Source organism: Streptomyces sp. NPDC045470, assembly GCF_040646595.1.
Taxonomy (GTDB): Bacteria; Actinomycetota; Actinomycetes; order Streptomycetales; family Streptomycetaceae; genus Streptomyces.
In genome coordinates this window covers 272,578-297,858 of sequence record NZ_JBEZAN010000007.1, presented here as the reverse complement: position 1 = coordinate 297,858, position 25,281 = coordinate 272,578, and the positions used below count along the sequence as shown (strand labels likewise).

The 25,281-nt window shown below is 73.0% G+C and carries 21 protein-coding genes and 2 pseudogenes; 13 read left to right on the top strand and 10 right to left on the bottom strand.

Going from position 1 to position 25,281, the window contains the following annotated elements:
• Positions 1-97: 97 nt before the first annotated feature.
• The 4 genes from AB0A97_RS22225 (at position 98) to dctA (ending at position 4,204) form a co-directional block, all read left to right on the top strand.
• Positions 98-499, top strand: a complete 402-nt coding sequence (locus tag AB0A97_RS22225; protein ID WP_361152593.1) for an STAS domain-containing protein — start codon at positions 98-100, stop codon at positions 497-499.
• Positions 500-595: 96 nt separating this feature from the next.
• Positions 596-1,480 (top strand): LysR substrate-binding domain-containing protein, encoded by an 885-nt coding sequence (locus AB0A97_RS22220; RefSeq protein WP_361152591.1) that lies wholly within the window; start codon positions 596-598, stop codon positions 1,478-1,480.
• 166 nt (positions 1,481-1,646) lie between these two features.
• A complete protein-coding gene (locus AB0A97_RS22215) occupies positions 1,647-2,705 on the top strand; it encodes a tartrate dehydrogenase (RefSeq protein ID WP_361152588.1) in 1,059 nt (352 codons plus the stop codon).
• 146 nt (positions 2,706-2,851) lie between these two features.
• Entirely contained in the window at positions 2,852-4,204 is a 1,353-nt protein-coding gene (gene dctA / locus AB0A97_RS22210) for a C4-dicarboxylate transporter DctA (RefSeq protein ID WP_361152586.1), read from the top strand.
• On the opposite strand, the gene AB0A97_RS22205 is transcribed toward dctA, so the two are convergent.
• The gene (locus tag AB0A97_RS22205) at positions 4,158-5,174 is read right to left on the bottom strand and encodes an SDR family NAD(P)-dependent oxidoreductase (protein WP_361152584.1); all 1,017 of its coding nucleotides are present in this window, start codon (positions 5,172-5,174) and stop codon (positions 4,158-4,160) included. The genes dctA and AB0A97_RS22205 overlap by 47 nt on opposite strands.
• Before the next feature lie 203 nt (positions 5,175-5,377).
• On the opposite strand from AB0A97_RS22205, the gene AB0A97_RS22200 reads away from it, so the two are divergent.
• The 5 genes from AB0A97_RS22200 (at position 5,378) to AB0A97_RS22180 (ending at position 10,532) form a co-directional block, all read left to right on the top strand.
• Positions 5,378-6,184 carry an alpha/beta hydrolase gene (locus AB0A97_RS22200; RefSeq protein ID WP_361152581.1) on the top strand — a complete coding sequence of 269 codons (807 nt, stop codon included), beginning with the start codon at positions 5,378-5,380 and terminating at the stop codon, positions 6,182-6,184.
• Positions 6,181-7,506 carry a SpoIIE family protein phosphatase gene (locus tag AB0A97_RS22195; protein ID WP_361152579.1) on the top strand — a complete coding sequence of 442 codons (1,326 nt, stop codon included), beginning with the start codon at positions 6,181-6,183 and terminating at the stop codon, positions 7,504-7,506. The genes AB0A97_RS22200 and AB0A97_RS22195 overlap by 4 nt, the downstream gene beginning before the upstream one ends.
• Complete coding sequence (locus AB0A97_RS22190; RefSeq protein ID WP_361152576.1) at positions 7,503-7,841, top strand: STAS domain-containing protein; 339 nt, start codon at positions 7,503-7,505, stop codon at positions 7,839-7,841. The genes AB0A97_RS22195 and AB0A97_RS22190 overlap by 4 nt, the downstream gene beginning before the upstream one ends.
• A 567-nt stretch (positions 7,842-8,408) precedes the next feature.
• Complete coding sequence (locus AB0A97_RS22185) at positions 8,409-10,115, top strand: hypothetical protein (RefSeq protein WP_361152574.1); 1,707 nt, start codon at positions 8,409-8,411, stop codon at positions 10,113-10,115.
• A gap of 174 nt (positions 10,116-10,289) precedes the next feature.
• A complete protein-coding gene (locus AB0A97_RS22180; RefSeq protein ID WP_361152572.1) occupies positions 10,290-10,532 on the top strand; it encodes a hypothetical protein in 243 nt (80 codons plus the stop codon).
• A 56-nt stretch (positions 10,533-10,588) separates the two neighbouring features.
• Here the strand turns inward: AB0A97_RS22180 and AB0A97_RS22175 are convergent, their stop codons facing one another.
• Together AB0A97_RS22175 and AB0A97_RS22170 are read right to left on the bottom strand one after the other, a co-directional pair.
• Entirely contained in the window at positions 10,589-11,206 is a 618-nt protein-coding gene (locus AB0A97_RS22175; RefSeq protein ID WP_361152569.1) for a GNAT family N-acetyltransferase, read from the bottom strand.
• Positions 11,207-11,401: 195 nt separating this feature from the next.
• Positions 11,402-11,818 (bottom strand): ATP-binding protein, encoded by a 417-nt coding sequence (locus AB0A97_RS22170; RefSeq protein WP_361152567.1) that lies wholly within the window; start codon positions 11,816-11,818, stop codon positions 11,402-11,404.
• Positions 11,819-12,312: 494 nt separating this feature from the next.
• Between AB0A97_RS22170 and AB0A97_RS22165 the strand changes: the two genes are divergently transcribed.
• Both AB0A97_RS22165 and AB0A97_RS22160 read left to right on the top strand, forming a co-directional pair.
• Positions 12,313-12,873, top strand: a complete 561-nt coding sequence (locus tag AB0A97_RS22165; protein ID WP_361152564.1) for an STAS domain-containing protein — start codon at positions 12,313-12,315, stop codon at positions 12,871-12,873.
• Positions 12,874-13,057: 184 nt separating this feature from the next.
• Positions 13,058-13,471 (top strand): STAS domain-containing protein, encoded by a 414-nt coding sequence (locus AB0A97_RS22160; protein WP_361152561.1) that lies wholly within the window; start codon positions 13,058-13,060, stop codon positions 13,469-13,471.
• 84 nt (positions 13,472-13,555) lie between these two features.
• On the opposite strand, the gene AB0A97_RS22155 is transcribed toward AB0A97_RS22160, so the two are convergent.
• The 5 genes from AB0A97_RS22155 to AB0A97_RS22135 form a co-directional block, all read right to left on the bottom strand.
• Positions 13,556-13,912, bottom strand: coding sequence for an STAS domain-containing protein (locus AB0A97_RS22155; protein WP_361152558.1), 357 nt, complete (start codon positions 13,910-13,912; stop codon positions 13,556-13,558).
• A gap of 371 nt (positions 13,913-14,283) precedes the next feature.
• Positions 14,284-14,670 carry an SH3 domain-containing protein gene (locus AB0A97_RS22150; protein ID WP_361152556.1) on the bottom strand — a complete coding sequence of 129 codons (387 nt, stop codon included), beginning with the start codon at positions 14,668-14,670 and terminating at the stop codon, positions 14,284-14,286.
• A gap of 191 nt (positions 14,671-14,861) precedes the next feature.
• On the bottom strand, positions 14,862-16,583 hold the full coding sequence (locus AB0A97_RS22145; protein WP_361152554.1) for an acyl-CoA dehydrogenase family protein: 1,722 nt from the start codon (positions 16,581-16,583) through the stop codon (positions 14,862-14,864).
• Between the two features lie 125 nt (positions 16,584-16,708).
• Positions 16,709-17,260, bottom strand: coding sequence for a PadR family transcriptional regulator (locus AB0A97_RS22140; protein ID WP_361152552.1), 552 nt, complete (start codon positions 17,258-17,260; stop codon positions 16,709-16,711).
• Positions 17,261-17,346: 86 nt separating this feature from the next.
• On the bottom strand, positions 17,347-18,546 hold the full coding sequence (locus AB0A97_RS22135) for a PP2C family protein-serine/threonine phosphatase (protein ID WP_361152549.1): 1,200 nt from the start codon (positions 18,544-18,546) through the stop codon (positions 17,347-17,349).
• Between the two features lie 771 nt (positions 18,547-19,317).
• On the opposite strand from AB0A97_RS22135, the gene AB0A97_RS22130 reads away from it, so the two are divergent.
• Together AB0A97_RS22130 and AB0A97_RS22125 are read left to right on the top strand one after the other, a co-directional pair.
• A complete protein-coding gene (locus AB0A97_RS22130; RefSeq protein ID WP_361152547.1) occupies positions 19,318-20,502 on the top strand; it encodes a cytochrome P450 in 1,185 nt (394 codons plus the stop codon).
• 164 nt (positions 20,503-20,666) lie between these two features.
• Positions 20,667-21,796, top strand: a pseudogene (locus AB0A97_RS22125) (ABC transporter ATP-binding protein); the annotation flags it as partial.
• On the opposite strand, the gene AB0A97_RS22120 reads toward AB0A97_RS22125, so the two are convergent.
• Both AB0A97_RS22120 and AB0A97_RS22115 read right to left on the bottom strand, forming a co-directional pair.
• Positions 21,797-22,714 (bottom strand): aminoglycoside phosphotransferase family protein, encoded by a 918-nt coding sequence (locus AB0A97_RS22120; RefSeq protein ID WP_361152545.1) that lies wholly within the window; start codon positions 22,712-22,714, stop codon positions 21,797-21,799. It lies immediately after the preceding pseudogene.
• Between the two features lie 82 nt (positions 22,715-22,796).
• A pseudogene (locus AB0A97_RS22115) lies at positions 22,797-25,115 on the bottom strand (excinuclease ABC subunit UvrA).
• Positions 25,116-25,281 lie beyond the last annotated feature (166 nt).

Below are 25,281 nucleotides of genomic sequence, written 5' to 3'. Positions count from 1 at the left end.
CGCGTACGTCGGCGGAGGCGTAACACGCGCGTCGTCGGAGAACCCGGACATTCGCGCAGCGCGCTTCCCGAACCGCTCCGACGAAAGGTGGCCGGCCATGACCTCGCCCGCCGCGGGTTCCCACTACCACTTGCTCACCCTCACCGGCCATCCGCCGACGGCCGCCGCACGCCTGGTCAGGGCAGTCCGGTCCGGGGCGACGACCCCGACGGTGCTGGTGGACGTGACCGCGACCGGTGACCTGGACGTGGAGGCGCTGGGCGCGCTGGCCCGCCTCTCGATGCTGCTGCGTTCGGTCGGGGGCGGAGTGGTGCTGGTCGGCGCCAGTCCCGTGGCGCGCCAGTTGACCGCCCGTACCGGCACCGCCTGGCTGCTGCCCGCCCACCGCGACGTCGAGGCGGCGGTGGCGTCCCTGCCCGCCTCCGGGCGGCCGTGGACGGTCACCGAACTGGCGCCGGGCTGCAGCAGCGCCTTACCCCAGCCCGCGGAGGGCGGCTGAGCGGCGCGGAAGGAGGGGCCGTCCAGGCCCGGTGGGCGAACGGGCCCGGTGGGCGTACGGGTGGGACCCGGTGGACGTACGGGTGAGAATCGGCGGATGGACATCCGGCAGCTGGAGTACTTCCTCGCCATCGTCGACCAGGGCGGTTTCCACCGGGCCGCCGCGGCCCTGTACGTCTCCCAGCCGTCGTTGTCGCAGTCGGTCCGGGCGCTCGAACGAGACCTGGGCAGCGACCTCTTCCACCGCGTCGGCCGGCGGGCGGTGCTCACGGAGGCGGGCCGGGCCCTGATCGAACCGGCCCGTGCGACGGTACGGAGCCTGGCCACCGCGCGGGCCAGTGTCGCGGCGGTGCACGAACTGCGTACCGGCCGGGTGGACGTGGCCGCCATGCCCTCCCAGGCAGTGGAGCCGCTGACCACGATGATCCGCGCCTTCAGCGGACGCCACCCGGGGGTGTCCGTGGTCATCAAGGCCGCGTTCACCTCCCGGGACGTGGTCGAGATGGTCCGCACCGGCACCGTCGAACTCGGACTGCTGGCCACCACGGGCCCGCTGCCGGACAAGGAGGTGGTGTCGCTGCCCGCGGGGGAACAGCGCTTCGTGCTCGTGGTCGCCCCCGACGGCCCGTTCGCCGGGCGGCGCGAAGTGGCCTGCGAGGAACTGGCGGGGCAGCGGCTGATCGTCGGGCAGCGGGGCACCGGGATGCGCGCCTACGTGGACGGCCTGCGCGAACGCGGGGTCGCGTACACCGTCGCCGCCGAGACCGAGCACCGGGTCGCCCTGCTCCCCCTGGTCCTGGCGGGGGTGGGATCGGCGGTGGTGACGGAGGCCTGGCGGGCCATGGCCGAACAGGCCGGCGCCCGGGTGCTGGAGATCGCACCGCGGAGCACGCTGAACATCGGGCTGGTCAGCCGCCGTACGGGGATGTCCCCGGCCGCACGGGCCTTCGTGACGGCGGCACTGCCCCAGGCAGGGCGCTGACGACGCACGTGCGGACCCGCCCACGGCGTACCACCGTCCGAGCGCCGGCTCCGGTCCGCCCCCACCACCGCTGGGAGCCCCCACCACCGCTGATAGCCCCCGCTGATCAGGCAGATCGGAACTGCGTCTTGGACCGCCGGCAGGCCCCGTTGCTGCAATCGGACCCATGACGAACCACCGTATTGCCCTGATCCCCGGCGACGGCATCGGCACCGAGGTCCTGCCCCCGGCGCAGCAGGTGCTCGACGCCGTCGGCCGCCGCCACGGCTTCGCGTTCTCCTGCACCTCGTACGACGACTGGTCCTGCGAACGCTACTTGCGAGAGGGCGCGATGATGCCCGCGGACGGCCTGGACCAGTTGCGCGACAAGGACGCCGTCCTGCTCGGCGCGGTCGGCCGCCCGGACGTACCGGACCATGTCTCGCTGTGGGGGCTGCTGATCCCCATCCGCCGCGGCTTCCGCCAGTACGTCAACCTGCGGCCGGTGCGCGTCTTCGAGGGGATCGACAGCCCGGTGCGGGGCGCCGCGGCCGGAGAGGTGGACTTCGTCGTCGTACGCGAGAACGTCGAAGGCGAGTACAGCGAGATCGGCGGACGCCTGAACCGCGGGTTCCCCGAGGAGGCGGCCGTGCAGGAGTCGGTGTTCACCCGCGCCGGGGTGACCCGGGTGCTGGACTACGCCTTCGAGCTGGCGGCGAGCCGCGGGGGCAGGCTGACCTCGGCCACCAAGTCGAACGGCATCGTGCACACCCTGCCCTTCTGGGACGAGCTGGTGGCCGAACGCGGCGCCGCGCACCCCGGGGTGGCCTGGGACCAGGAGCACATCGACGCGCTGGCCGCCAAGTTCGTGCTGGAACCGGCCCGGTTCGACGTGGTGGTGGGCTCCAACCTCTTCGGCGACATCCTCAGTGACCTGGCGGCCGCCGTGGCCGGCTCCATCGGCATCGCGCCGGCCGCCAACCTCAACCCGGAACGCGAGTTCCCCTCGATGTTCGAGCCGGTGCACGGTTCGGCACCCGACATCGCGGGGCGCGGTGTCGCCAACCCCCTGGGGGCGATCTGGTCCGCCGCCCTCATGCTCGACCACCTCGGACACCCCGGTGCGGCCAAGGACGTCACCGACGCCATCGCGGCGGTCCTGGCCAAGACGGACGTCCGCACGCCCGACCTGGGCGGCACCGCCACGACGGCGGAGTTCACCGAAGCGCTCCTCGAACTCCTGTGATCTGTCCACCTCTTCGCGAACCCGTCTCTTCCCGATCCCGTTCTCTCGTCCGCCCGTCCCTTCCCTGACCCGACTCTCCCCTGACCCGACTCTCCCCTGACCGGTCCGCGCCCGGCTGTGTCCGTTCCCCGACGAGGTGATACGCCATGGCACCACCCGAGTCCGCCGTGCCGGCCGGGCCACCGGCCAAACCCTGGTACCGGCAGCTCTACTTCTGGGTGCTGACCGCCATCGTCGCCGGCATCGTGACCGGCTGGCTGTGGCCGTCGGCCGGAGCGGCGCTGGGGCCGGTCGGCACCACGTTCGTGTCCGCGATCAAGATGCTGATCGCGCCGATCGTCTTTCTGACCGTCGTGGCCGGGATCGGCAGCGTCGACAGCCTCGGCCGGGTGGGCCGCGTCGGTCTGAAGTCGCTGGCCTACTTCCAGGCGGGCACCCTGCTCGCCCTCCTCCTGGGGCTGCTCGCCGTCAACGTCTTCCAGCCCGGCGCCGGCGTGCATGCCGACCCCGGCAGTCTGCGGCTGGAGGGCGACGCCGCCCGGTACGCGGAACGCGGGTCGGGCCAGAGCTGGTGGCACTTCCTCACCGACCTGGTGCCGAGCAGCGCGGCCGGCGCCTTCGCCGAGGGCGACGTCCTCCAGGTCATCTTCCTCTCGGTGCTCTTCGGTGTCGCCCTGAAGACCGTGGGCGCGGTCGGGCAGCCGATCGTGGACGGTGTGGCGCGGCTCGGCGCCGTGGTGTTCAAGATCCTGCACTACGTCATGCTGGCCGCCCCCGTCGGCGCGTTCGGCGCGATGGCGTACACCATCGGTACGTACGGCATCTCCACCCTCACCAGCCTCGGCCGGCTCATCGCCCTCTTCTACGGCACGTCGCTGTTCTTCGTCGTCGTGGTTCTGGGCGGTGTCACCGCGCTGCTGAGGATCAGCTTCTTCCGGCTGCTGTCCTACCTGCGCGAGGAGTTCCTGCTGGTCCTGGGCACCTCGTCCTCCGAGAGCGCCCTCCCCCGGCTCATGGCCAAGCTCGAAGGACTCGGCATCCGCCGCGACATCGTCGGCCTGACCGTGCCCACCGGCTACTCCTTCAACCTCGACGGCAGCTCGATCTATCTCTCGCTGGCCGCCGTCTACATCGCCCAGGCCACCGACACACCGCTCGGCCTCGGCCAACAGCTCGGTCTGCTCGCCGTCATGCTGCTGACCTCCAAAGGCTCCGGCGGTGTCACGGGCGCGGGGTTCATCGCCCTGGCCGCCACCCTCTCGACCGTGGGGACCGTACCGGCCGCCGGCCTCATGCTGATCTTCGGAATCGACAAGTTCATGTCCGAGTGCCGCGCCCTGACGAACCTCGCCGGCAACAGCGTCGCCACCCTCGTCGTCGCCCGCTGGGAGCGCGCCCTCGACAGCGCGCGGGTCAACCAGGTCCTGCGCGCCGAACGGGCCGCCCGGCCGCTCACCCGAAGCCCAGATCCGGCTCCGCGCCGATCAGCTCACAGCTGACGTCCCACAGCCGCTCCGCGACGGCGGTGTCCTTCAGGTGGTCCCACACCGGCTCCCCACGGGGCTCCCCGCGCAGTCCGAAAATCCTCGGGCCCCACAGTCGGCCGCCGGTCGCCAGCGGGTCGAGCACGGCCCGTACGACAGGCCAGGCCCCCGCGTCCTTGCCCTGGACGAGGAGACCGGCGGGCAGCCCGCGCAGCCGCTCGCCGGAGGTCCGTACGTGCACCGGCGGACGCGAGGGCGTGAGGGAGTCCAGTGCGCCGCCGGGGTGGGCCACCAGGCTGCGTACGGGGCTGCCGGCCGCGCGCAGACGGCGGTCGAGGGTGAGACCGAAGTACATCTGCGCCAGCTTCGACCGGCCGTAGGTCCGCTTCGGACGGTAGTCGTCCCCGGTGGACTGCAGGTCGGCCAGGTCGAGCCGTTCGGTCTTCGCCGCGAAGCTGCCGACGGTCACGACGCGGGCGGCCGGCGCGGCCGCGAGCAGGGGGGCGAGCCACCGGGTCAGGGCGACGTGGCCGAGGTGGTTGGTACCGAACATCAGCTCATGGCCGTCCTCGGTCGTCCGCCGGGGCGGATCGTCGAGCGCCACCCCGGCGTTGTGGACCACCGCGTCGAGGTGTCCGAGGGCGAGCGAGCCGGCCGCGGCTTCGAGGGACGGCAGGTCGGCCAGGTCCAGCAGGATGTGGCGGACACGGGCGTCGGGGACGCGGGAGCGGATGCAGGCCGCGGCGGCCGCCGCCTTCGTGCTGTTCCGGCTGCCGAGGACGACGGTGGCCCCGGTTCCGGCGAGCTGTTCCGCGACGAAGTAGCCGATGCCCGCGTTGCCGCCGGTGACCAGAAAGGTTCTCCCCTCGGCGGGCGGCAGCCGCCGCACGTCCCACGGCGGGGACGGCGACCGGCGCGGGGGCCGGGGCGGGGCGGAGGACCGGGCGGCGTTCCGGGCGGCGGGCTGGGCTTCGTCGGACATCATGGCTCCTCGATCGCGTGCGGCAGGCGGCCGTGGCCGCGGGTGCCCCGGCCGTCCGCTGCGGCGCCGGGCCGTCCCGTACGCCAAGATCGCGGCGGCTTCCGACAGGTGACCGACACACCGCCGACACCGCTCCCGCACGGGTCCGGCGTCCCGCCGCCGGGCGCGTCCCGGACCGGTCGTCGAGGAATGCAAGGATGGGCCGTATGGACATCCTGCGCAGGAACAACGTCACCGTCACCGGTAACCCGGAGGGGCCGGTGGTGGTGCTGGCGCACGGTTTCGGCTGTGACCAGAACATGTGGCGTCTGACCGTGCCTGCCCTGACCGACGCCTACCGGGTGGTGCTGTTCGACTACGTCGGCTGCGGCCGCTCCGACCTGTCGGCGTTCCAGGAGGACCGTTACGCCTCCCTCGACGGCTACGCCCAGGACGTGGTGGAGGTGGCCGAGGCCCTCGACCTGCGCGACGCCACCTTCGTCGGGCACTCGGTCAGTGCCATGACCGGTGTGCTCGCCGCCCGGCGGGCCCCGGAGCGCGTCGGCTCCCTGGTGATGGTCGCCCCCTCCCCGCGCTACATCGACGACGAGGGCTACCGCGGCGGCTTCACCGCCGAGGACATCGACGAGCTGCTGGCCTCGCTGGACTCCAACTATCTGGGCTGGTCGGCCACCATGGCCCCGGTGATCATGGGCAACCCGGACCGTCCCGAGCTGGGCGAGGAGCTGACCAACAGCTTCTGCGCGACCGACCCCGACATGGCCCGCGTCTTCGCCCGTACCACCTTCCTGTCCGACTCCCGCGACGACCTGAAGACGGTCGAGGTGCCCACGCTCGTCCTGGAATGCACCCAGGACGTGATCGCCCCGCGCGAGGTCGGCGCGTACGTGCACGCCCAGGTCCCCGGCTCGACGCTGGTCACCCTGGACGCCACCGGCCACTGCCCGCACCTGTCCGCGCCCCAGGCCACCAACGAAGCGATCACCGGCTTCCTCGCGGGGCTGCGGTCATGAGCCGCGCCGGACAGGAGGAACCCGACCCGCACCGGGCGGGCGGCGACAGCACCACGAACGCCGCGTTCGCGGCGCTGCTGGAGGACAGCGCCGAGGAGCTCTACGACTCCGCCCCGTGCGGCTACGTCTCGACGCTGATGGACGGCACCATCGCGAAGATCAACGCGACGCTGCTGGACTGGCTCGGCCTGGCCCGCGAGGCGGTGGTCGGGCGGATGCGCTTCACCGACCTGCTCACCGTGGGCGGCAAGCTCTACCACGAGACGCACTTCGCCCCGCTGCTGCGGATGCAGGGCGAGATCAACGGCATCGCGCTGGAGGTCAGGCGCGCCGACGGCCCGCGGATACCGGTCCTGGTCTCCTCGACCGTCAAGTACGGCAGCGAGGGCGAGCCGCTGCTGATCCGTACCACCCTCTTCGACGCGCGGGACCGCCGCGCGTACGAGGAGGAGCTGCTGCGGCGGCAGCGGGAGGCGGAAGAGGCCCGCAAGCGGGCGGAGGCGGACCGCGCGCGGTTGCAGGAGGCGCTGGCCGTTCTCCAGCAGAGCCTGCTGCCCGCCGTACTGCCCGACATACCCGGCCTCGAAGTGGCCACGTACTACCACACCGCCTCCCCCGACCGGCTCGGCGGCGACTTCTACGACCTGTTCGCCCTGGACGGCAAGCGCTGGGCGTTCTTCCTGGGGGACGTGAGCGGCAAGGGGCCCAGGGCCGCCGCCCTGACGTCACTGACCCGCTACACCCTGCGTGCCGCCGCCCTGCACGACCCGGACCCGGTGGCCACCCTGGCCACCTTGAACACGGTGCTGCACGAGCGCTGCAGCGGCGGCGACCCGCGCTACTGCACCGCCATATTCGGCGTGCTGGAACCCGCCCCGGACACCGGCGAGGTGGCCGTACGGCTCGCCTCGGGCGGCCATCCTCCGGCGCTGGTCCTGCGCGCGGACGGCACGTGCGACTTCCTGCCCACCCCGGGCGGGCTGCTCGTCGGCATCCTGCCCGACCCGCGGTTCACCACCGCCGTCACCACCCTCGCGCCGGGCGACAGCCTGCTGCTCTACACCGACGGCATCACCGAGGCCCGCACGGGCCCCGACCGCGCGCTGTACGGGGACGACGCCCTGCGCACGTTCGCCACCGGCCACAGCGGGTCGCCACCGCACACCGTGATCCAGGCGCTGACCGGGCTGCTGGACAGTTTCGGTGACGGTCTGGACGACGACACCGCCCTGCTCGCCCTGGGAGTTCCGGCCGGCGCCCACCCCGGCGCCTCCGCTCCGCCCGCCCCTGCCCCTGCCCCTTCGACCCCACCCCAGAGATGAGCGCACTGAAGATAACCCCCCGGGACGCCGCGACCGGTCCTGTACTGGAAATCGCCGGGGACCTCGACTACGACCATGCCGACGAGCTGCGCTCCGTCGTCTCCGGCCTCACGCTGGAGCCGGGTCAGCGCCTGGTGCTGGACCTGCGGGCGATGGAGTTCTGCGACTCCAGCGGCATCACCGCCCTGCTGGCGGCCCGGCACCACGCGATCGCCGCCGAGGCGGACGTGGCCCTGGCCGCCGTACCCGCCAACACGCTGCGCGTCCTGCGTTACGTCGGCCTCGACCAGATCTTCACCTGCCACCCCGACAGCGAGGTGGCAACCGCCCCTTGAGGGGGGTCGGACCGGTCGAAAGGCGGATGGTTCAGGGAGAACACCGCGGAGTTCGCTCGTCTGGCAGCTCTTCGGCGTCGGCGGAACGACCCAGCGCTCTTTCGCCGATGCACCGCGCGCCCGTCCGGGAGCCTTCGCCGGATACGCGGGTCCGGACGTGGGCGCGTACGACCTCGCGCACCGATTCCTGTTCTTGTACGCCGAATTGGTGCCGTATCGCAGGTGGGTCGAGGCGACCCTGCCGGTACGGACGGCCCGGATGGGCACCACCCACCGGCTGTACGTCGCCGACAACTCCGCGCTCGCCGACTCCCTGGGCGGCCCCGACCCGATCCTGATCACGCAGGCCCTCGCGACCCGCATCGCCGAGCGCGTCTTCGGGCAGGTCCTCGGCGGGGACACCTCGGTCCGTACCGGCTCCCCGTGGGATCGACCGGCGTACACGTCAGCCGCCGCCGCGCCGAACGGGGCCTGTGCACGGGCCCGTGCGGTGACCCCGTCGACGTTCACTCGTTTGAAGGGGACAGGTGCCCTGCAGCCCTCAGCCTTCGGGAGGCGCTCCGCCCCATGGTCACGTCGCAGCGCCGCTCCCCGGACGGCCGTGAACGGATCACGCTCCGCGAAGCCGAGGCGGGCCTCGTCGAGCACTACACCGCGCTGGTCCGTCTCGCCTACCTCACCCTGCCGCCGACGCTCAGCAGACACCGCAGAGTGCTGACAGCTCACGGCCTGGTGCAACGCGCCCTGCCCGGCTTCCGGCTCCGCAAAGCCGCCCCGCGGGTCCCGGCCCAGCGCCCGGGGCCGACGCGGCTCGGGCCCGAACGGCTCGGGCCCGCGTGGGTACGGGAGCGGGTGCTGCGCACGGCGCTGGCGTACGAGCGCCGTCCCCGCAGGTGGCCGAAGAGCCTGCCGCCGCCGCGCGCGCTGCGGCCCATGCTGCCGGTGGTGTGGGGGCTGCGGCTGTTCCCGCGCGCGGGCGGACGAGAGGAGATCGCCCTGGGGCAGGCGCTGTCCGGACTGTCCGCCGACGTCCGGGCGGCCTTCGTGCTCTCCCGGGCGGACGAACTGCCCGACGCCCAGGTCCGGGCGCTGCTCGAAGCCGCCGGCGTCGGCCATCCGGACCGGTCCCTGCGGGTCGCGCGGCAGCTCGACGCCCCGGCCGTCGCCGCCGCCCAGACGCTCCTGCGGTCGGCGGAGTTCAACGCCTGCTCGGTGCAGACCCGGCCCACCGACCTGCTGCGCCGCAGACAGCGGTGCCGCCTCGCCGGGGCCGTGGCCGCGGTGGTGGCGGTCGGTGCCGTGGTCCTGACCGCCACAGGCTCGGCGCCGGACCCTCGGACCGCGCGCCCGGCCCTCGGTCCGGTCACCGCCGCGGACCTGGTACGGGCACCCCGCACGACAGGGGCCGGCGCCTCCCGGGCCGACTTCACCGCCTGGCCGCCCCGCGGCGTACGGACCCGGGACCGGGACCTGCTCGACCGTGCCCTCGCGACCTGGTCCCGGCCGCCGCGCGGCACCCGCCTCAGCCGTACGCCCGACACCTTCACCGGCCCTCCCCCGCACGGTACGCAGTTGTTGTACGCGGGAGAGGTGGCGGGCGACGCCGTGGTACTGCTCCACGACGGCCTGCGTACCGTCCGCTACAGCGAACCCCTCTCCCCCGGCGGCCACGCCAAGCTCCACTTCGCCCGTACGGACAGCAGCGACGCGACGACGGCCGCCGCACTCGTCGTCAGCCGGACGCGCGGCGCGGCGCGCTACCTGACCGCCCCGTGGATCGCGGCTTCGGCGACGCGTGATCTGCTGCGGCCCGACGTGCCCGCACGGCCGGTGCGGGTCTCGGCCGAAGGCATCACCGAACCGCTGCGCGGTCCCGCCGCTTCCGGCCCCTGCGATTCCTGGCCCGCCCTCCAACTGCGTTCCTCGGCCCGGGCCGTCGGGCAGCGCGCCTTCCTCGTCACCGATCTCGGCGACCTCGTACCCGCCCACCTGACCTACACCCCGCTGCCCGGCCGTGGCACCCCGGCCCGGCAGCCCCGCGAGGCCACCGGCGCGGCCGCACTGGCGAGCTGGGCACACACGGCCTGCCACCTGGCCGGGCTGCCCGAGGGCGTACGCGCGGTGAACGTATCGGACTTCGCGGGACAGCCCCTTCCCGGGGGAGCCGGCCGGGCCGTGTGGTCCTGCGTGCGGGCCGACACCTGGCGCGGCCCGGACGAGGTGAGCGTACGGATCTCCTGTCCGCGCCCGGTGGAAGGCGGGCGAGCGCCGTAGGCGTAGGGCGCGCAGGCCGGTTTGTTCCGAGCGCGGCCGGCCTCGTCGGCTTCGTGTAGTACGGACCGGTCAGGCCACCGGTCGAGGTACCGGGGAGAGGATGAGCGGGCACGCGTCGGTGGACAGCGACCGTCCGCTGGGTGATGAACAGCTTGCAGCTTGGGGGCCGCCCGGTTGGCCGTGCACGACCGCGAGCGGCAGGTGTGCTTCCGCGACGACACCGGGCGCTGGAACACCGATCCCGGCTACCCGGACGGGCTGTACCTCAAGGTCGACTGCCGCTCCGTGGCCGGGCGGCGGTGGACCCTGGGCGTCTGGTGCGTGGACGAGCCCGACCGCCGGCCCGACCTGGCACATGTCCGTACGCCGCGAGGAGTTCGACCGGTGGTACGCCCGTCCGCAGGCGGCGGACGGTGACGGCGGAGCGCTCGGCTCCGGATGACGCTCGCGCTCCGCCGTCCGTCCTTGAGTGCTCAGGCGCTGTCAGGGGTGCGGGGGTCGCGCCGCATGGACCACAGCACCGGGCCGCCGCCCGGGAGTTCCATTTCCCCGCGTACGACGAAACCGAAGTGCTCGTAGACGGGGACGTTGGACGGCTTGGACGACTCCAGGTAGACGGGCAGGCCCGCCGCGTCGGCCTGGGCCAGGCCGGAGCGCAGCAGCGCGGCGCCGTGTCCCCGGCCCTGGGCGGCGGGGTCGGCGCCGATCACCGCGAGGTACCAGTGCGGCTCCTGGGGTGCGTGCTCGGCCGCTGCCATGACGGTGTCGCGGAACAGCGGAGCCCGGTCGCCGAGGATGTCCTGGAGTTCCTGGACGGTCTCCGCGTCGGGGACGGCCTTCGCCTGCCCCTCCGGCGGTACCCAGAAGGCGGCTGCCGCGTCGGTGCGCTCGCAGACGCCGTGGTGGGCGTACTGCCGGGTGAACAGCGTGGTGAAGTAACGGCCCAGTCCGGCCTCGCGGGAGGCGTCGTCGGGGAAGAACCAGCGCATCATCGGGTCGTCGTCGAAGGCGCGGGCCAGGGTACTGCTGACCAGTCGGGCGTCGTCGACCGTCGCCCTCTGCGGGGTGTTCGTTATCGGCACACCGGTCATTCTGCACCCGCGGTGATCTTCGGTGGTCGGCGGGTGGTCCGTCCGCCGTACCGGACCGCCGGGCCGCCGTACAGCAGCGCCTGCGGGGCGGACAGCACCGGGCCGCCGAACCGCCCTGCCGCCGCGGCGCCCGCCGAGCGGTGGGCGGCTCCCGGTGCGCGGCCCGCGTCCCGCCTGCCGACGTACGGTCCGCGCTCATCCGGCGTTCAGGGTGGCCCGGATCGTCTTGCCGCCCGCCGGGCCGTCGAGGACGTCGAGGGTGTGCGCGAGGGCGTGCACGATCAGCAGTCCGCGGCCGCTCTCGTCGCCGTCGCCGGCCGGGTGGAGCCGGGGCCGGTCCGGGCAGTCGTCGCTCACCTCGACGGTCAGGGTGCCGTCCTGGACGCACAGGCGCAGCCGACAACTGCTGCGGGTGTGCCGGGTGACGTTGGCGACCAGTTCGGTGACGATCAGGAAGGCGTCCGCCGGATCGGCGGGGCAGGGCGCGGCTTTCCCGTCCCGGGTCAGGAAGGCGGCGGTCAGCCAACGGGCCCAGAAGACGGTTTCGTGGGCGTGGGGTAAGAGGTATTCGACCCGCGTCGTCCGGACGCGGGCGCGACGACGGGTACGCAACGTTCGGCTCACTCCCCCCAAGGGCCGGTCGGCCCCCTTGGGTTACGCCTCGGTGGCCGGATCGCGGCGGCTGGTCTGTACCACCCATGCCCCGTTCGGGTGACAGCCACGCACGGTTCCGCCGTAGTACGGGTCATACGGTGGCGTGACCACCGTCTGCGGACGCCGCCTGCCCGACCGGACGGCGAACGCCGGCGGTCCCGGCCGTGCGCACCGGCCGTCCGTCCGGTCCGCGGGCGCCGCGGCTGTCGGCCGGCACCGGCCTCGCACAGTGACGGGGTGGCCGTTCAGGTGTCCGGGGGCCGCGTGCCTCCGGTGGGACGCTCCCCCGGCGCGTGCTTGTCCGTGCGGAAACGGGGCATCACACCGGTTGAGGCCGACGGGCGGGCCGCGGCGAACGCCCTGCACCGCATCGGACCGCCCACACGCTCGGCCACGACTGCCCGGCCACCTCCCTGCGGGCCGGGACTCGTCCACCGACGGAGGAGACGCCTGTGTCTGGTCTCTCACGCTGCTTCCGTGGCCGCGTCGCTCCCCGCCGCCTCGTCCGTACCGGCGCCCGCTGGTGGCGGTACGAGGGCCGGCCGCGCAGGCGGCCCTCGGACTCGTACCCGAACAGTGACGGCCCCTGCTGGCGCGCGCGGCGGGACGGCGGGACGCTGCTGCTGTCGGTCTGCGGCGACCTGGACCTGGAGCTCGCCCGGCGCCTGGGCCCGGCCCTGTCCCAGGTGTCCTCGCGGTCCGTCCACACGGTGGTGCTGGATCTGAGCCGGGTCACCTTCTTCGACTGCAGCGGACTGCGGTGGCTGTGCGAGGTGCGGTCCCGGGTGGCCGCGCACGGCGGGGAGACCTACCTGCGCCAGCCGCCGCGCTGCGTGTACCGCGTACTGCAACTCGCGCCGCTGTCCCGGCCGTTCGCCTTGCTTCCGGCCGCCCCCGCCGCCCGCCCCGCGGGGGCGGCGGGAAGCAGCCGTTCGGTGGGCAGCGGTTCCCGCCGCCTCGCCGTGCGGCGCCGGCGGGCCGCGTACGGGGCCACGCGGCCGCACCGCAGCTAAGGATGCTGGGTGGGCCCGTTCGCCGGGCGGCATCCGGCCCGCGTCCGGCATCCGGACCCTTCTCCCGGAGGTGGCGCAACTCGCCGCCTCCGGGCCGGACACGCCTGGTACCGGTGCCTGCGTACGGATAGCGTGGTCGGCCCGGCCCCATGGGTGTTGGTGCGAACGCGCTCGGAGGTGCGACATGCCGCACGCTGACGGGTTGCTGGTCAACATGGTCGCCGACTGTGACGCGTGTGCGGTGGTACGCGTCAGCGGAGCTCTCGACCACGCCGGGGAACAGTTCTTCCGTACGACGATGGGCGGCCACGTCGACGCCGGTTACCGCTATGTGGTCCTGGACTGCGCGGCGCTGGTCTACTGCAACTCCCGCGGCCTGAACTGCCTGCTCGGGCTGCACTGGCTGCTCAGCCGTCGCCGCGGCCGTCTCCTGCTCGCCTGTGTGGGGCGCCGGGTGCTGTGGATGCTGGAGCACACCGGCAGCAAGGAGGTGCTGGCCGTCTTCCCCACCGTGACCCGGGCGCTGGCCAGCCTGCCCGTGCACCACCGTCCCGCCTGGCCGCCCCCGCACCCGGTCGGCGCCGGCCCCGGGGCCTGACTCCAGGGCCTGACTCCGGGCCGGGCCGGCGTCATCGGCACACCCGTCACGGGACCACCCGTCACCGGTACACCCGCAGGCGGTTCATCCCCCGGCGGCCTCCGGCGCCCGGCCGCCCCAGGCGTCCTCGACGCTGGCGTAGCGGGGGAACTGTTCGGCGTAGCCGGTCAGCCGGAACAGCAGGTCGACGGCCTCGTGATCGTAGACGACCCGCACCCAGCCGCCGACCGCCTCGCAGCGCGCCTGGGCCTTCATCAGTTCCTGCAGCCCGCTGCTGTCGATGAAGACCACCTGCCGCAGGTCGGCGACGACGAAGGCCGGGAGTGCAGCATCGTTCCCTCTGAGCTGGTCCCGGAACGCCGACGCCGTGGCCAGGTCGATCTCGCCCACCGGGCAGACCACCCGGCAGCCCTCCCTCAGCTCGGGACACCGGGTGTTCATGGCGGCCAACTCCTCGGGGACTGCGCGGCGCGGCCCGCACGACCGGGTCTGCGGCGGACTGCTGGCAGCTTACGGACACCACACGCGCAGACGAAGCCGAATGTTCACTCATCAATGAAAACTTCATGAAAGACTTCTACTGATCGTCCAGCGATCGTTTTCGCCCATCCAACGCCGCAGTTCGATCAGATCACGCAGCCCGATCATCCAATAATCCGCGCACCGGTTCGAGAGGCGGCGTGGAGGGGGCATGGAGTGGCATGGAAGGGGTGGCCGCGGCCCGGAAAGGCGCGCTCAGCCCGAGGAGCGGGCCCGCGGTGGCGACGGGCCCGCTCCTGAGGTCGTGCGGAAGGTACGGGTAATGCGTCAGATCAGCACTTGTTGTCCGGGTGGTCGGAACCGCCGTCGTCGAGGTTCTTGTTGTAGACCCAGCCGTCGACGTTGAGACCGTCGATCCGTACGTGCGTCCACTTGTTGCCGGCGGAGTTCTTCACCCAGCAGTGGTAGAACAGCGTGCGCGCGGTGCCGACCGTGGCGACCACACCGCATTCCTTGTTGGGGCCGGTGCGGACCTTGACGCTGTCGCCCTTCGCGGTGCCCTTGCCGGAGGACTTGTTCGACCAGCCGGGGTGGGTACACGCGTCCGCACCGGTGGGCGCGGCGCTGGCGGACGGCGCGGTGACGGTGAGCGTGGCACCTGACAGGAGCAGCGGTGCGGCGATGGCCGCGGCGAGTCTCGCGCGCTTCTTCAGTGTCATGGTCTTCCCCCTTGCTCGGCGGGCGCCCGTACGGCCGGCCCGGTTGCACTGAGCATGGCGTGCCCGGGAGAGATGTGCGGGACGCGAGGGACATCTGGCCAGAAGTCGCACTGGAGGGGCTAGTTCCTGAGTGCTCCCGGTGTGCCTCCCCCGGTGACCGTTGATCACCTCGCGTCCGCACGGCCATCGTCCTACGGCGCCATCTCGTACGCCCCCGACAGCGCCTCGACGCGCTCCCAGACCCGCGCGGAGCGGGCTTCGTCGACGACGGGGCGGCGGACCGCGGACAGGGCCCAGGTCTGCTGGGCGTCGGTGGCCGAGTCCTTGCCGTGCAGTTCGACGGCGTGCGCGGAGAAGTCGCGGACGAGGACGGCGAACAGCTCGTCCAGGACGTCCGCGTCGAGGTCCGTCAGGCGGGCCTGTTCGAGGACGAGCTGGCCGTGGACGACCAGGGCGAACAACTGGCCGACGGCGAGCAGCAGGTCGAGGTCGCGGCTCTGCTCCTCGTCGGGGGCGGCGGTGGTGACGAACGCGCACAGCGCGTCCGCCTGCTCGCGCAAGCGGGCGACGTTGGGCACCTCGGCGTACGCGTCGTAGGCGGCGCGCCAGTCGTGGAACCGTACGGCTCCCAGGCCGCGGGCCGGGCCCTGGCGGAAGAGGAAGGCGTCGTCGGCCGCGTCGAGGCGGGTCGGTACGGGCGCGTACTCGGCCGGGTTCAGCAGGTGGTTGCCCATGAACTTGAGGATCAGCGCGAGGTTGACGTGGACGGTGCCCTCCAGCTTCGGCAGCCCGCGGATCTCGGTGGCGGCCTGCGCGAAGTAGGTGTCCTTCTCGAAGCCCTTGGCCGCGATGACGTCCCACATCAGGTCGATGACCTTCTCGCCCTCGGTGGTCACCTTCATCTTCGTCATGGGGTTGAAGAGCAGGTAGCGGCGGTCGTCGGGGCCGGCGGAGCGGAAGTAGTCGACGGCCCGGTCGCTGAACAGCTTCATCCCGACCAGGCGGACGTAGGCGTCGGTCAGCTCACGGCGCACGTGCGGGAAGGCGGTGACCGGGCGGCCGTACAGGATGCGGTTGCGGGCGTGGGTGACGGCCTCGTACATCGCGTGCTCGCAGATGCCGATCGAGGCGGTGCAGAGGTTGAACTTGCCGACGTTGACGGTGTTGAGCGCGGCGTCGAAGGCGGCGCGGCCGGTGTGCAGGACGTCGTCCGGCCCGACCGGGTAGTTCTCCAGGCGGAACTCGCTGACGTACTTCGAGGAGTCGACGACGTTCTTCACCAGGTGGTACGCCGGGTGGCGGCTGTCGGCGGCGAAGAAGACGTAGCCGTCGGGGCCCTCGACGTCGGTGCGGCGGCCGAAGACGGAGACGAGTCCGGCGGCGTTGCCGTTGCCGATGTAGTACTTGGCGCCGCTGGCCAGGAAGCCGCCGTCGCCGTCGGGCTCCAGCAGCATGTCGGTGTGGTAGATGTCGGCGCCGTGCGTCTTCTCCGACAGACCGAAGGCGAACACCTCGCCGTCCGCGAGGAGTTCGGCCGCGCGGGCGCGGGCGGCGGCGTTGTCGCTCTGCCAGACCGGGCCGAGCCCGAGGATGGTGACCTGCCACGCGTACCAGTAGTCGAGCCCGTAGAAGCCGAAGATCTCGTTGAGGGCGGCGATCCGGGCGGTGTCCCAGCGCTTGTCCTGCTGCCCGCCCGCGGCGGCGGCCGGGGTGAGGAAGGTGGCGAACAGTCCTTCCTTGCCCGCGAACGCGAGGAAGTCGGCCAGCCAGGCGCGGGAGCGGTAGTCCTCGATCAGCCGGCGCTTGCCGCGGTCCTCGAACCAGTCGACGGTGGCGCGCAGCAGCCTGCGCGTCTCGGGGTCGAAGTGCGCCGGGTCGTAGGTGCGCGGGTTGAAGAGCAGCGGGTCGGCCATGGGGTCCGCCTTTCGGGGTGAGGGTGGGTGGAGAGAGCCGGGTCACGGGCCCGGGCCGTCGGCGACGGGCAGGCGACCGGCTCGGCGCTGTGGTGCTCCGGTTCAGGGCCCAGGAGGCTCAGTGCCTAGGGCCGCAAGGCATGGAGCGTGTCGAGCACGTCCTCCAGCCAGGTGATCGTCATGCGCTCGTAGGCGATGCCGCCGCGCAGCACGGCGTGCTGGAGCTGCTGCCCGGCGTCGAGGGCGGCGGGTGCGTCGGGGCCGGTGAAGTCGCGCCGTTCCCCCGCCAGGTAGTGCGCGAGCCGGTCGGTGTGCACCTGGTGGTGCCGTTCGACCTCGTGGATCAGCGCGGCCGGGTCGTCGAAGGCCGCGCCGCGGATCTTGACGGCGAGGTCGTGCCGTACGCTCTCCGGCTCGATCGGCTCGTGCAGCCAGGAGGAGAGGGCGGTCCGTCCGAGGGCGGCGACGGAGTACTCCTTCTTGTCCGGTCGCCCCTGCTGCGGCACCTCGCGGACGTCTACCCAGCCGTCGGTCTCCATGCGCTTGAGGACGCGGTAGATCTGCTGGTGGGTGGCGGTCCAGAAGTAGCCGATGGACCGCTCGAACCGGCGGGCCAGCTCATAGCCGGAGCCCGGCTTCTCCAGCAGGGAGACGAGGATCGCGTGTTCGAGCGCCATGCCCCGATCCTGCTATGCAACGAGTTGCATAGACAAGCGGCACCGCGCAGGTGAGACGCGGGTCACCCGGCCGCGCTCCGGCCTCCTCAGCGGTCGGGCTTGGGACGGGTCTCCGGTCCCGGCAGCCGCGGACCGCGCCGTTCCTTGCGGTACGGGCGGAGGGGGTCGCGCGCGGTCGTCGCGCCGGACGCCGGGACGGACCGGCCCCGCGCACCGGACGCGCCCCGGACGTCCGGCGAGGGCACCGGCGGGCAGGACTCGACCAGGATGAACGCCACGTCGTCGGCGAGGGCGCCGTCCGTGTGGCGGAGCAGGGCCTCCTGGACCGCGTCGGCCGCGTCGTCGAGCGCCGCCCGTGAGCAGGCGGACCGCAGACCGGCGAGGTCGACCATGTCGCCCTCGGGGCTGCGGGCCTCGGCCAGGCCGTCGGTGTAGAACAGCAGGCGGTCGCCGGGGCCGAGGACCACGTCCTGGACGACCGGCGCGGGGTGCAGTCCCAGCGGGGTGGTCGGTTCGGCCGGGGCGAGCAGGCGGGGCGGGGCGTCGGCGGGCAGGAGCAGGGGCGGGTGGTGGCCGCAGTTGGCCAGGCCGACCCGGGTACCGGCGGGCCGGCCGGTGGTGCGGAACTCGGCGGCCAGGGCGGTGACGAAGTCCTCCGCGCCGAGCAGGGCGGCCAGGCGCCGGTCGGTGGCGTCCAGCACGGCGGGCAGGTCGGGGCGGGTGTAGGCGCTGTCGCGGAAGAAGCTGATGACGGCGGCGGACAGGCGTACGGCCCGCAGGCCGTTGCCGCGGACGTCGCCGATCAGCAGGCGCAGGCCGGCGGGGGTGTGCGCGAAGGCGTACAGGTCTCCGCCGAGCAGGGCCTGGGGTGAGGCGGAGCGGTAGCGGGCGCACACGGCCACGTCGCCTAGCCGGAAGGTGGTGGGCTGGAGGATGGCGCGCTGGGCGACGGACGAGGTCTCGGTCAGCTCGCCTTCGTGAGCCACCCGCCGGGCGGCGCTCCAGGTGGCGTACGCGCCGCCCAGCGCGAGCACGGTCAGGCGCACCAGCACGCCCTGTCCACCGATGTCGCCCTCCCACACCGCGACACCGGCGGCCAGCAGCACCACGTACAGGGCGACGGAGCCGGTGCGGGGGCCGTCGAGCCGGGTGGCCGCCAGCAGCGTACAGATCATCAGCAGTCCGACCAGACTCTGCGCCGGACCCAGTACGAGATCACCGACGGCTATGGGGACGCCCGGCAGCAGCGCGAACAGCAGCCCGCTGCGGTCGCGGTCCAGGCGCATACACCCTCCTCCTGCTCCTCCTGCCTCGCGGCGCGGAAGGTCACCGTGAGCATGCGCGCCACCGTCCGGTCCATCCGGGCCGGATGTCGGCAACCGAACGGAATCGACGGACGCAGATCACGTAAGGGGCATTGCCGACCGGCCTTGACCTCTCCTGCACCTTGCGGAGGAGATATGCCCGCTGGCCAGTCCGCTTGCACATGCCGTACGGAAGGACGTCCACGGGTCGACACGGCGGCGCGGCCGACGCGGGCGGCAGCTTCTACCGGCGATGTCCAACACGGGCAACCCGCCGGTTGGACAGGCCCGTTGTCCGCCCGCCCGTCCAACTGGCCGCGGTTGACCCGCTGCTCCGGCGAACAGCAGAGTGAGGCAAATCGATTCATCACTGTCCGGAATCACCGGCCGGCAGCCGATGGCGAATACACGGCAAACGCGCGGAATTCGCGGAGCGTGCCGAAAGCACGGAATGCGAAGCGCACGCCATGCGTCGTGTCCCGGCCGTGGAGATTTCGGCTCGTCACGCTCGCTGCGGCCTACCGCGGCCTTTCGGAGAAGGACGCATGAACGGTCCGGTGCCCTGCCGGATCGTGTCCCTCCCGGCGCGAGGCGGAAGACCCGGGCGCGGAAAGGACGGGCCCGAGGAATGGACCCGGCGCCGGCCACCGGCCACCCCTCTTCGGGGCCGGCGCCGTCTCGGCGGTGAGCGGACGCTTTCGCCCCGCTGCCGCCGGTGTTCCACCGCGGCGGTGGTGGAGAAGGGATGTCAGGATGACCCAGCCCCAGGAAATGCCCGTACACCTGCGCCGGGACCGGTTCGACCCGGTCCCCGAACTCCGGCGGCAGACACGGGAGGCGCCGCTGACGGAGGCCGACATCGACTTCGGCCCCCTGGGCCGGGTGAAATGGCTCGCCACCGGAGAGACCGAGATACGGGAGGTGCTGGGCGACCTGACGCGGTTCAGCTCCGCACTGCCCGACGGCGAGGACGGGTCGGGCACCCCGGCCCTGCCGGGGAACCTGCTGACGTGCGACCCGCCCGACCACACCCGGCTGCGGAAGATGGTGGCGCCGGAGTTCACGGCCCGGCGGACCCGCAGGCTGGAGCCGCGCCTCCACGAGATCGTGGCGGAGTGCCTGACCACCATGGAACGGGTCGGGCCGCCGGCCGACTTCATGCGGCACTTCGCCTGGCCCATGGCGGGACTGATCACCTGCGAGCTGCTGGGCATTCCCCGGGACGACCGGGCGGAACTGGCCCGCTACCTGGACATCTCGCAGAACGACGCCGGGTCGCCGGAGCAGCAGACGGCCACCGGGAAAGCGTACTGGGCGTACATGGTCACGCTCGCCAACCGGCAGCGCCGCGACCCCGGAGACGGCCTGTTCGGCTCGGTGGTGCGCGCGCACGGCGCGGACATCAGCGACGAGGAACTGGCCGGCATCGGCGCGACCTTCGTGTCCGACGGCTTCCTCCAGGTCTCCAGCATGCTGGGACTGGGCACCCTGGCGCTGCTCGACCACCCCGACCAGCTCGCGCTGCTCCGGGAGCGGCCGGAGCTGATCGACCGGGCCGTGGAGGAGCTGCTGCGGTACGTCACCGTCATCCACACCGTGGCGCCCCGCACCGCCCGGGAGGACGTGGCCGTCGGGAACCACGTGATCAAGGCCGGTGAGCAGGTGGCCTGTTCCCTGTTCGCCGTCAATCGCGCGCAGGGCGGGGACGAGACCGACCGCTTCGACATCACCCGGGAGGCCGCACCGCACATGGCTTTCGGGTACGGCATCCACCACTGCGTCGCCGCCCCGCTGGTCAAGCGGGAGATGGCCGCCGTCTACCCGGCGCTGCTGCGGAGGTTTCCCGGACTGCGGCTCGCGGTGCCGCCGGAGGAGGTCCGCTTCCGGGGCTCGCAGACACGGCAGTTCAGCTTGGAGGACCTGCCCGTCGCCTGGTGAAGTAACGCCGGTCACTTCCGCGCGCCCGGCGCGCCCGCCACGTCCGGCGGGCGTGCCGGGCGCACTGCGTACGGGGACCGCACTGGCTCCTTGCCGTAACGGCCCGCGCCTTGGAGCGGGCCGTTACTGCCCTCTGCCCGCGGCCGGTTGGACCCGCGGGGAGGGCGGAGTCGTTGAACGCCACCGCGCAGGGCGCTCGCACCGTCGAGGCGTTCCGGTTGCGGGGGCGCCGGGTACGGGAGGCGGACCGCGCCGTGGGCTGCGCGTACCGGGCGGGGCGGCGCACGCTGGCGCTGCGTACGGTGCTGTTCCCGGTCACGGAGTTCGCGCACGCGCTGCCCATGGTGCTGATTCTGCTGGTCGGCGGGGCCGCGTACCTCGACGGGAAGGTCGGTCTCGGCGTGGTGGTGACCGGCAGCCTCTACATGAGGCGGCTCGTCGACCCGCTCGACCGAGCGCCGACCTGGGTGGAGCAGGTGCAACGCAGTAGCGCTTCGCTGGCCCGCGTCAAGGGCGTCGGGCTGGTCGCCGGTGCACCGGCGACGGACGTGCGACAGCCGGCCGACGACCGTATCGGGGTGCGCGGGGTGCGTTACGCCTATCCGTCGGGCGCCCACGACGTCCTGCGCGACGCCAACCTGACGGGGTGTCCGGGCGAGCGGCTGGCGCTGGTGGGCACCTCGGGAGCCGGGAAGTCCACCCTCGGCAAGCTGCTGTCCGGCGTGGACGTGCCGTCGTCGGGGTCGGTCCTGGCGGGCGGGGTGCCGGTGGCGGAGCTGGCCGCGGCGGACGAGCTGGGCAACCGGGTCGTCCTGATCACCCAGGCGCACCACGTGTTCACGGGCACGCTCCGGGACAACCTGACGGCGGCGGCGCCGGACGCCGACGACGACGCGCTGCGCACGGCGCTCGCGCTGGTCGGGGCCGACTGGGCGGGCGCCCTGCCGGACGGGCTGGACACCGTACTGGGCACGGGCGGCGTCCACCTGGACGCGGCGCAGGCCCAGCAGCTCACCTGGCCCGGGTGGAGCTGGCCGACCCGCACACGCTCGTCCTCGACGAGGCCACCTCGCTGCTGGACCCGTCGACGGCACGGCACGCCGCGCGGGCGATGGCGGCGGCCCGCGCGGACCGTACGGTGATCTCCATCGCCCACCGGCTGCAGACCGCCCACGACGCCGGCCGGGTCGCCGTCATGGAGGCGGGCCGCATCGTCGAGCTGGGCTCCCCCGCGGACCTGATCGCCGCGGACGGCCCGTACGCGGCGCTCGGGCGGTCCTGGCACGGTGCGTGATCACCGCCGGCCGGACGCGGTGAGACGTCGCAGGGCGGCTTGGGCGGGCGGGCCCCAGGTGGCCTTGCCGCCGGGACGGCCGTGGACACCGGCGTCTCCGATGAGGAGACCGCCGAGGGCGCGCAGCACCGCCCAGCCCCGGGCGCGGCGCAGGGTCGCGGCGTCCGGGCCCGGCCGGTAGGCGGCGTGGAAGCGGTCGGCGGCGCCGTCCGGCAGCAGGAGCCACGCGGCGGCGAGGTCGAAGGCGGGGTCGCCGGCGAACAGGTCGCCGAAGTCGATCACGCCGGTGACGGTGCCGTCCGTGGTCAGGACGTTGGCCGGATGCAGGTCGCCGTGGAGCCAGAGACGCGGGCCCGGCCATTCGGGCGCGGCGGCGGCGTCCTCCCAGACCGCGCGGACCGCGTCCGGGTCGTGGACCAGGCCCAGTTCGACGACCGAGGCGAGCCCTTGGGTGAAGGACTGGGCGGTGTCGGCCAGCGGGCCCCCGCGGTCCCGGCCGTCGGGCGCCTCGTCGGGTGCGGGGCGGTGCAGGGCCGTCAGGAAGGCGGCCAAGGTGTCGGCGGCTTCCGCGCCACGCGTCGCGGGGGCGCGGTCGGCGGGCTCGCCCGGTACCCAGGTGGTGACGAGCCAGGACCGCGGAAACCGTTGCGAGGGCTCACCGAGGCGCTGCGGTACGGGGATCGGGAGCGGCAGGTGCGGGGCGAGGGCGGGCAGCCAGGCGTGTTCCTTGCGCAGCAGCGCGTCCGCGGTCTCCGTCGCCCAGGGCATCCGGACGGCGAGGTCGTCACCGAGCCGCCACACCTGGTTGTCCCAGCCGAGCGCTCCGAGTGTCACCGGGCGGTCCGCCAGGTCCGGGTGCTGCTCGCGCAGCAGGTTCCGGATCAGTTCCGCCGTGATGTCCGTCTCGGTGACCGTCATGGGCAGCAACGATAACCGGGGGGCGGCCCGGCCCGTACGGAGCCGGGCGGCCGCGCCGGGCCCCCGGCCCTCTCGCCGGCTCTCAGTGCCCGGCGCGGCCGTGCTCGTCGGGCCGGGCCCGGCCGACGTACTCCCGAAGGTGCCGGGCCGTCAGCGTGTCGCTGTCGGCGACCAGTTCGGCGGGTGTGCCGGTGAAGACGACCTGCCCGCCGTCGTGTCCGGCCCCCGGGCCGAGGTCCACGATCCAGTCCGCGTGGGCCATCACCGCCTAGTGGTGCTCGATGACGATCACCGAGTTGCCGTCGTCCACCAGCCGGTCGAGCAGGGCGAGCAACTGGTCGACATCGGCCATGTGCAGGCCGGTGGTGGGCTCGTCCAGGACGTACGTGGTCGCCTTCTCGTTCATGTGGACGGCCAGTTTGAGGCGCTGCCGTTCGCCGCCGGAAAGGGTGTTGAGCGGCTGTCCCAGGCGCAGGTAGCCCAGCCCGACGCCGGCGAGCCGCCCGAGGAGGGCCTGGGTCTGCCCGGAGGGGAAGAAGTCCCGTGCCTGGGCGACGGACATGGCCAGCACCTCGCTGATGTCCTTGCCGCGCAGCTTGTACGTGAGCACCTTCGGCGTGAAGCGTCTGCCCTCGCACTCCTCGCACACCGACGCCACCCCCGCCGTCATCGCGAGGTCGGTGAAGACCAGCCCGATGCCGTTGCAGTGCGGGCAGGCGCCCTCCGAGTTGGCGCTGAACAGTGCCGCCTTGACGCCGTTGGCCTTGGCGAAGGCGGTACGGATCGGGCCGAGCAGGCCGGTGTAGGTGGCCGGGTTGGAGCGGCGTGAGCCGCGGATCGGCGACTGGTCGGCGACGGCGACGCCGTCGCGCCCGGCGACGTACCCGTGGATCAGCGAGCTCTTGCCGGAGCCCGCGACGCCGGTGACGACGGTCAGCACCCCCAGCGGTATCTCCACGCTGACGTCCCGCAGGTTGTGCCGGTCCGCGCCCTGGACCGCCAGGGTGCCGCGCGGCGCGCGCACCGGGTCGCGCAGCCGGGCCCGGTGCTCCAGGTACCGCCCGGTCAGTGTCCCGGAGTCGCGCAGCCCCGGCACGTCACCGGAGTAGCAGATCCGCCCGCCGTCCGTACCGGCGCCGGGGCCGAGGTCCACGACGTGGTCGGCGATCGTGATGACCTCCGGCTTGTGCTCGACGACGAGTACGGTGTTGCCCTTGTCGCGCAGGCGCAGCAGCAGGTCGTTCATCCGCCGGATGTCGTGCGGGTGGAGCCCGACGGTGGGCTCGTCGAAGACGTAGGTGACGTCGCTGAGGCTGGACCCGAGGTGCCGCACCATCTTCACGCGCTGCGCCTCGCCGCCGGAGAGGGTGCCGGCGGGCCGGTCCAGGCTCAGGTAGCCGAGGCCGATCTCCACGAGGGAGTCGAGCAGGTGCCGCAGGGTGGCGAGGAGCGGCGCCACGGAGGGGTCCTCGACCGTGCGCAGGAACGCGGCGAGGTCGCTGATCTGCAGGGCTGAGCAACGGGCGATGGTGACGCCGTCGATGGTGGAGGAGAGCGCGGCGGCGCTCAGCCGGGTGCCCGCGCAGGCGGGGCAGTCGGCGAAGGTGACGGCCCGGTCCACGAAGGCCCGGATGTGGGGCTGCAACGCGTCGCGGTCCTTGGCCAGGAACAGCCGCCGGACCTTGGTGACGAGTCCTTCGTACGTCGTGTTGAGGGCGGCGGCCTTCACCTTGGTCGCGGGCTTGTGGAGGAAGTCCTGCCACTCCCGCTCGGTGTAGTCCTTGAGTTTCCTGTCCGGCGGGAAGAAGCCGGAGCCCGCCATGACCTGCCAGTACCAGGAGCCCACGGCGAAGTTGGGCACCGTGACGGCGCCCTCGTCGAGGGAGAGCTCGCGGTCCACGAGCTGGTCGACGTCGATCGTCGACACCTGGCCGATGCCCTCGCACCGCGGGCACATGCCTTCGGCGCTGTTGAAGCTGAAGGCGCTGGAGGTGCCGATGTGCGGGGTGCCGAGGCGGCTGAAGACGATCCGCAGCATGGTGTACGCGTCGGTGGCGGTGCCCACCGTGGAGCGGGAGTTGGCGCCCATCCGCTCCTGGTCGACGATGATCGCGGCGCTCAGGTTGCGCAGTGCGTCCACGTCCGGGCGCCCCAGGCTCGGCATGAAGGACTGGACGAACGCGGTGTACGTCTCGTTGATCAGCCGCTGCGCCTCGGCGGCGATGGTCCCGAAGACCAGCGAGGACTTGCCCGACCCGGAGACCCCGGTGAAGACGGTGAGCCGCCGCTTGGGCAGGTCCAGGGAGACGTCGGCCAGGTTGTTCTCCCGTGCGCCGCGTACCTCGATGACGTGGTGCAGATCCGCGGCGGCCGGCCGGGGGCGGGTGGGATCGGCGGGCATGTCGAATCTCTTCTCCTCCGGTACGGCGGTACGGCGGCCGGGCGGCGGTGGCACGCGCGGCCGGGCGCGGCGGAGGCGGGCAGCGGACCCGGACCCCCGTCGTGCCGGGGTACTCTCCCACACTTTCCGCGTACGGCGTACGGAGTTTTTTTGTCGGCGGCCCGCC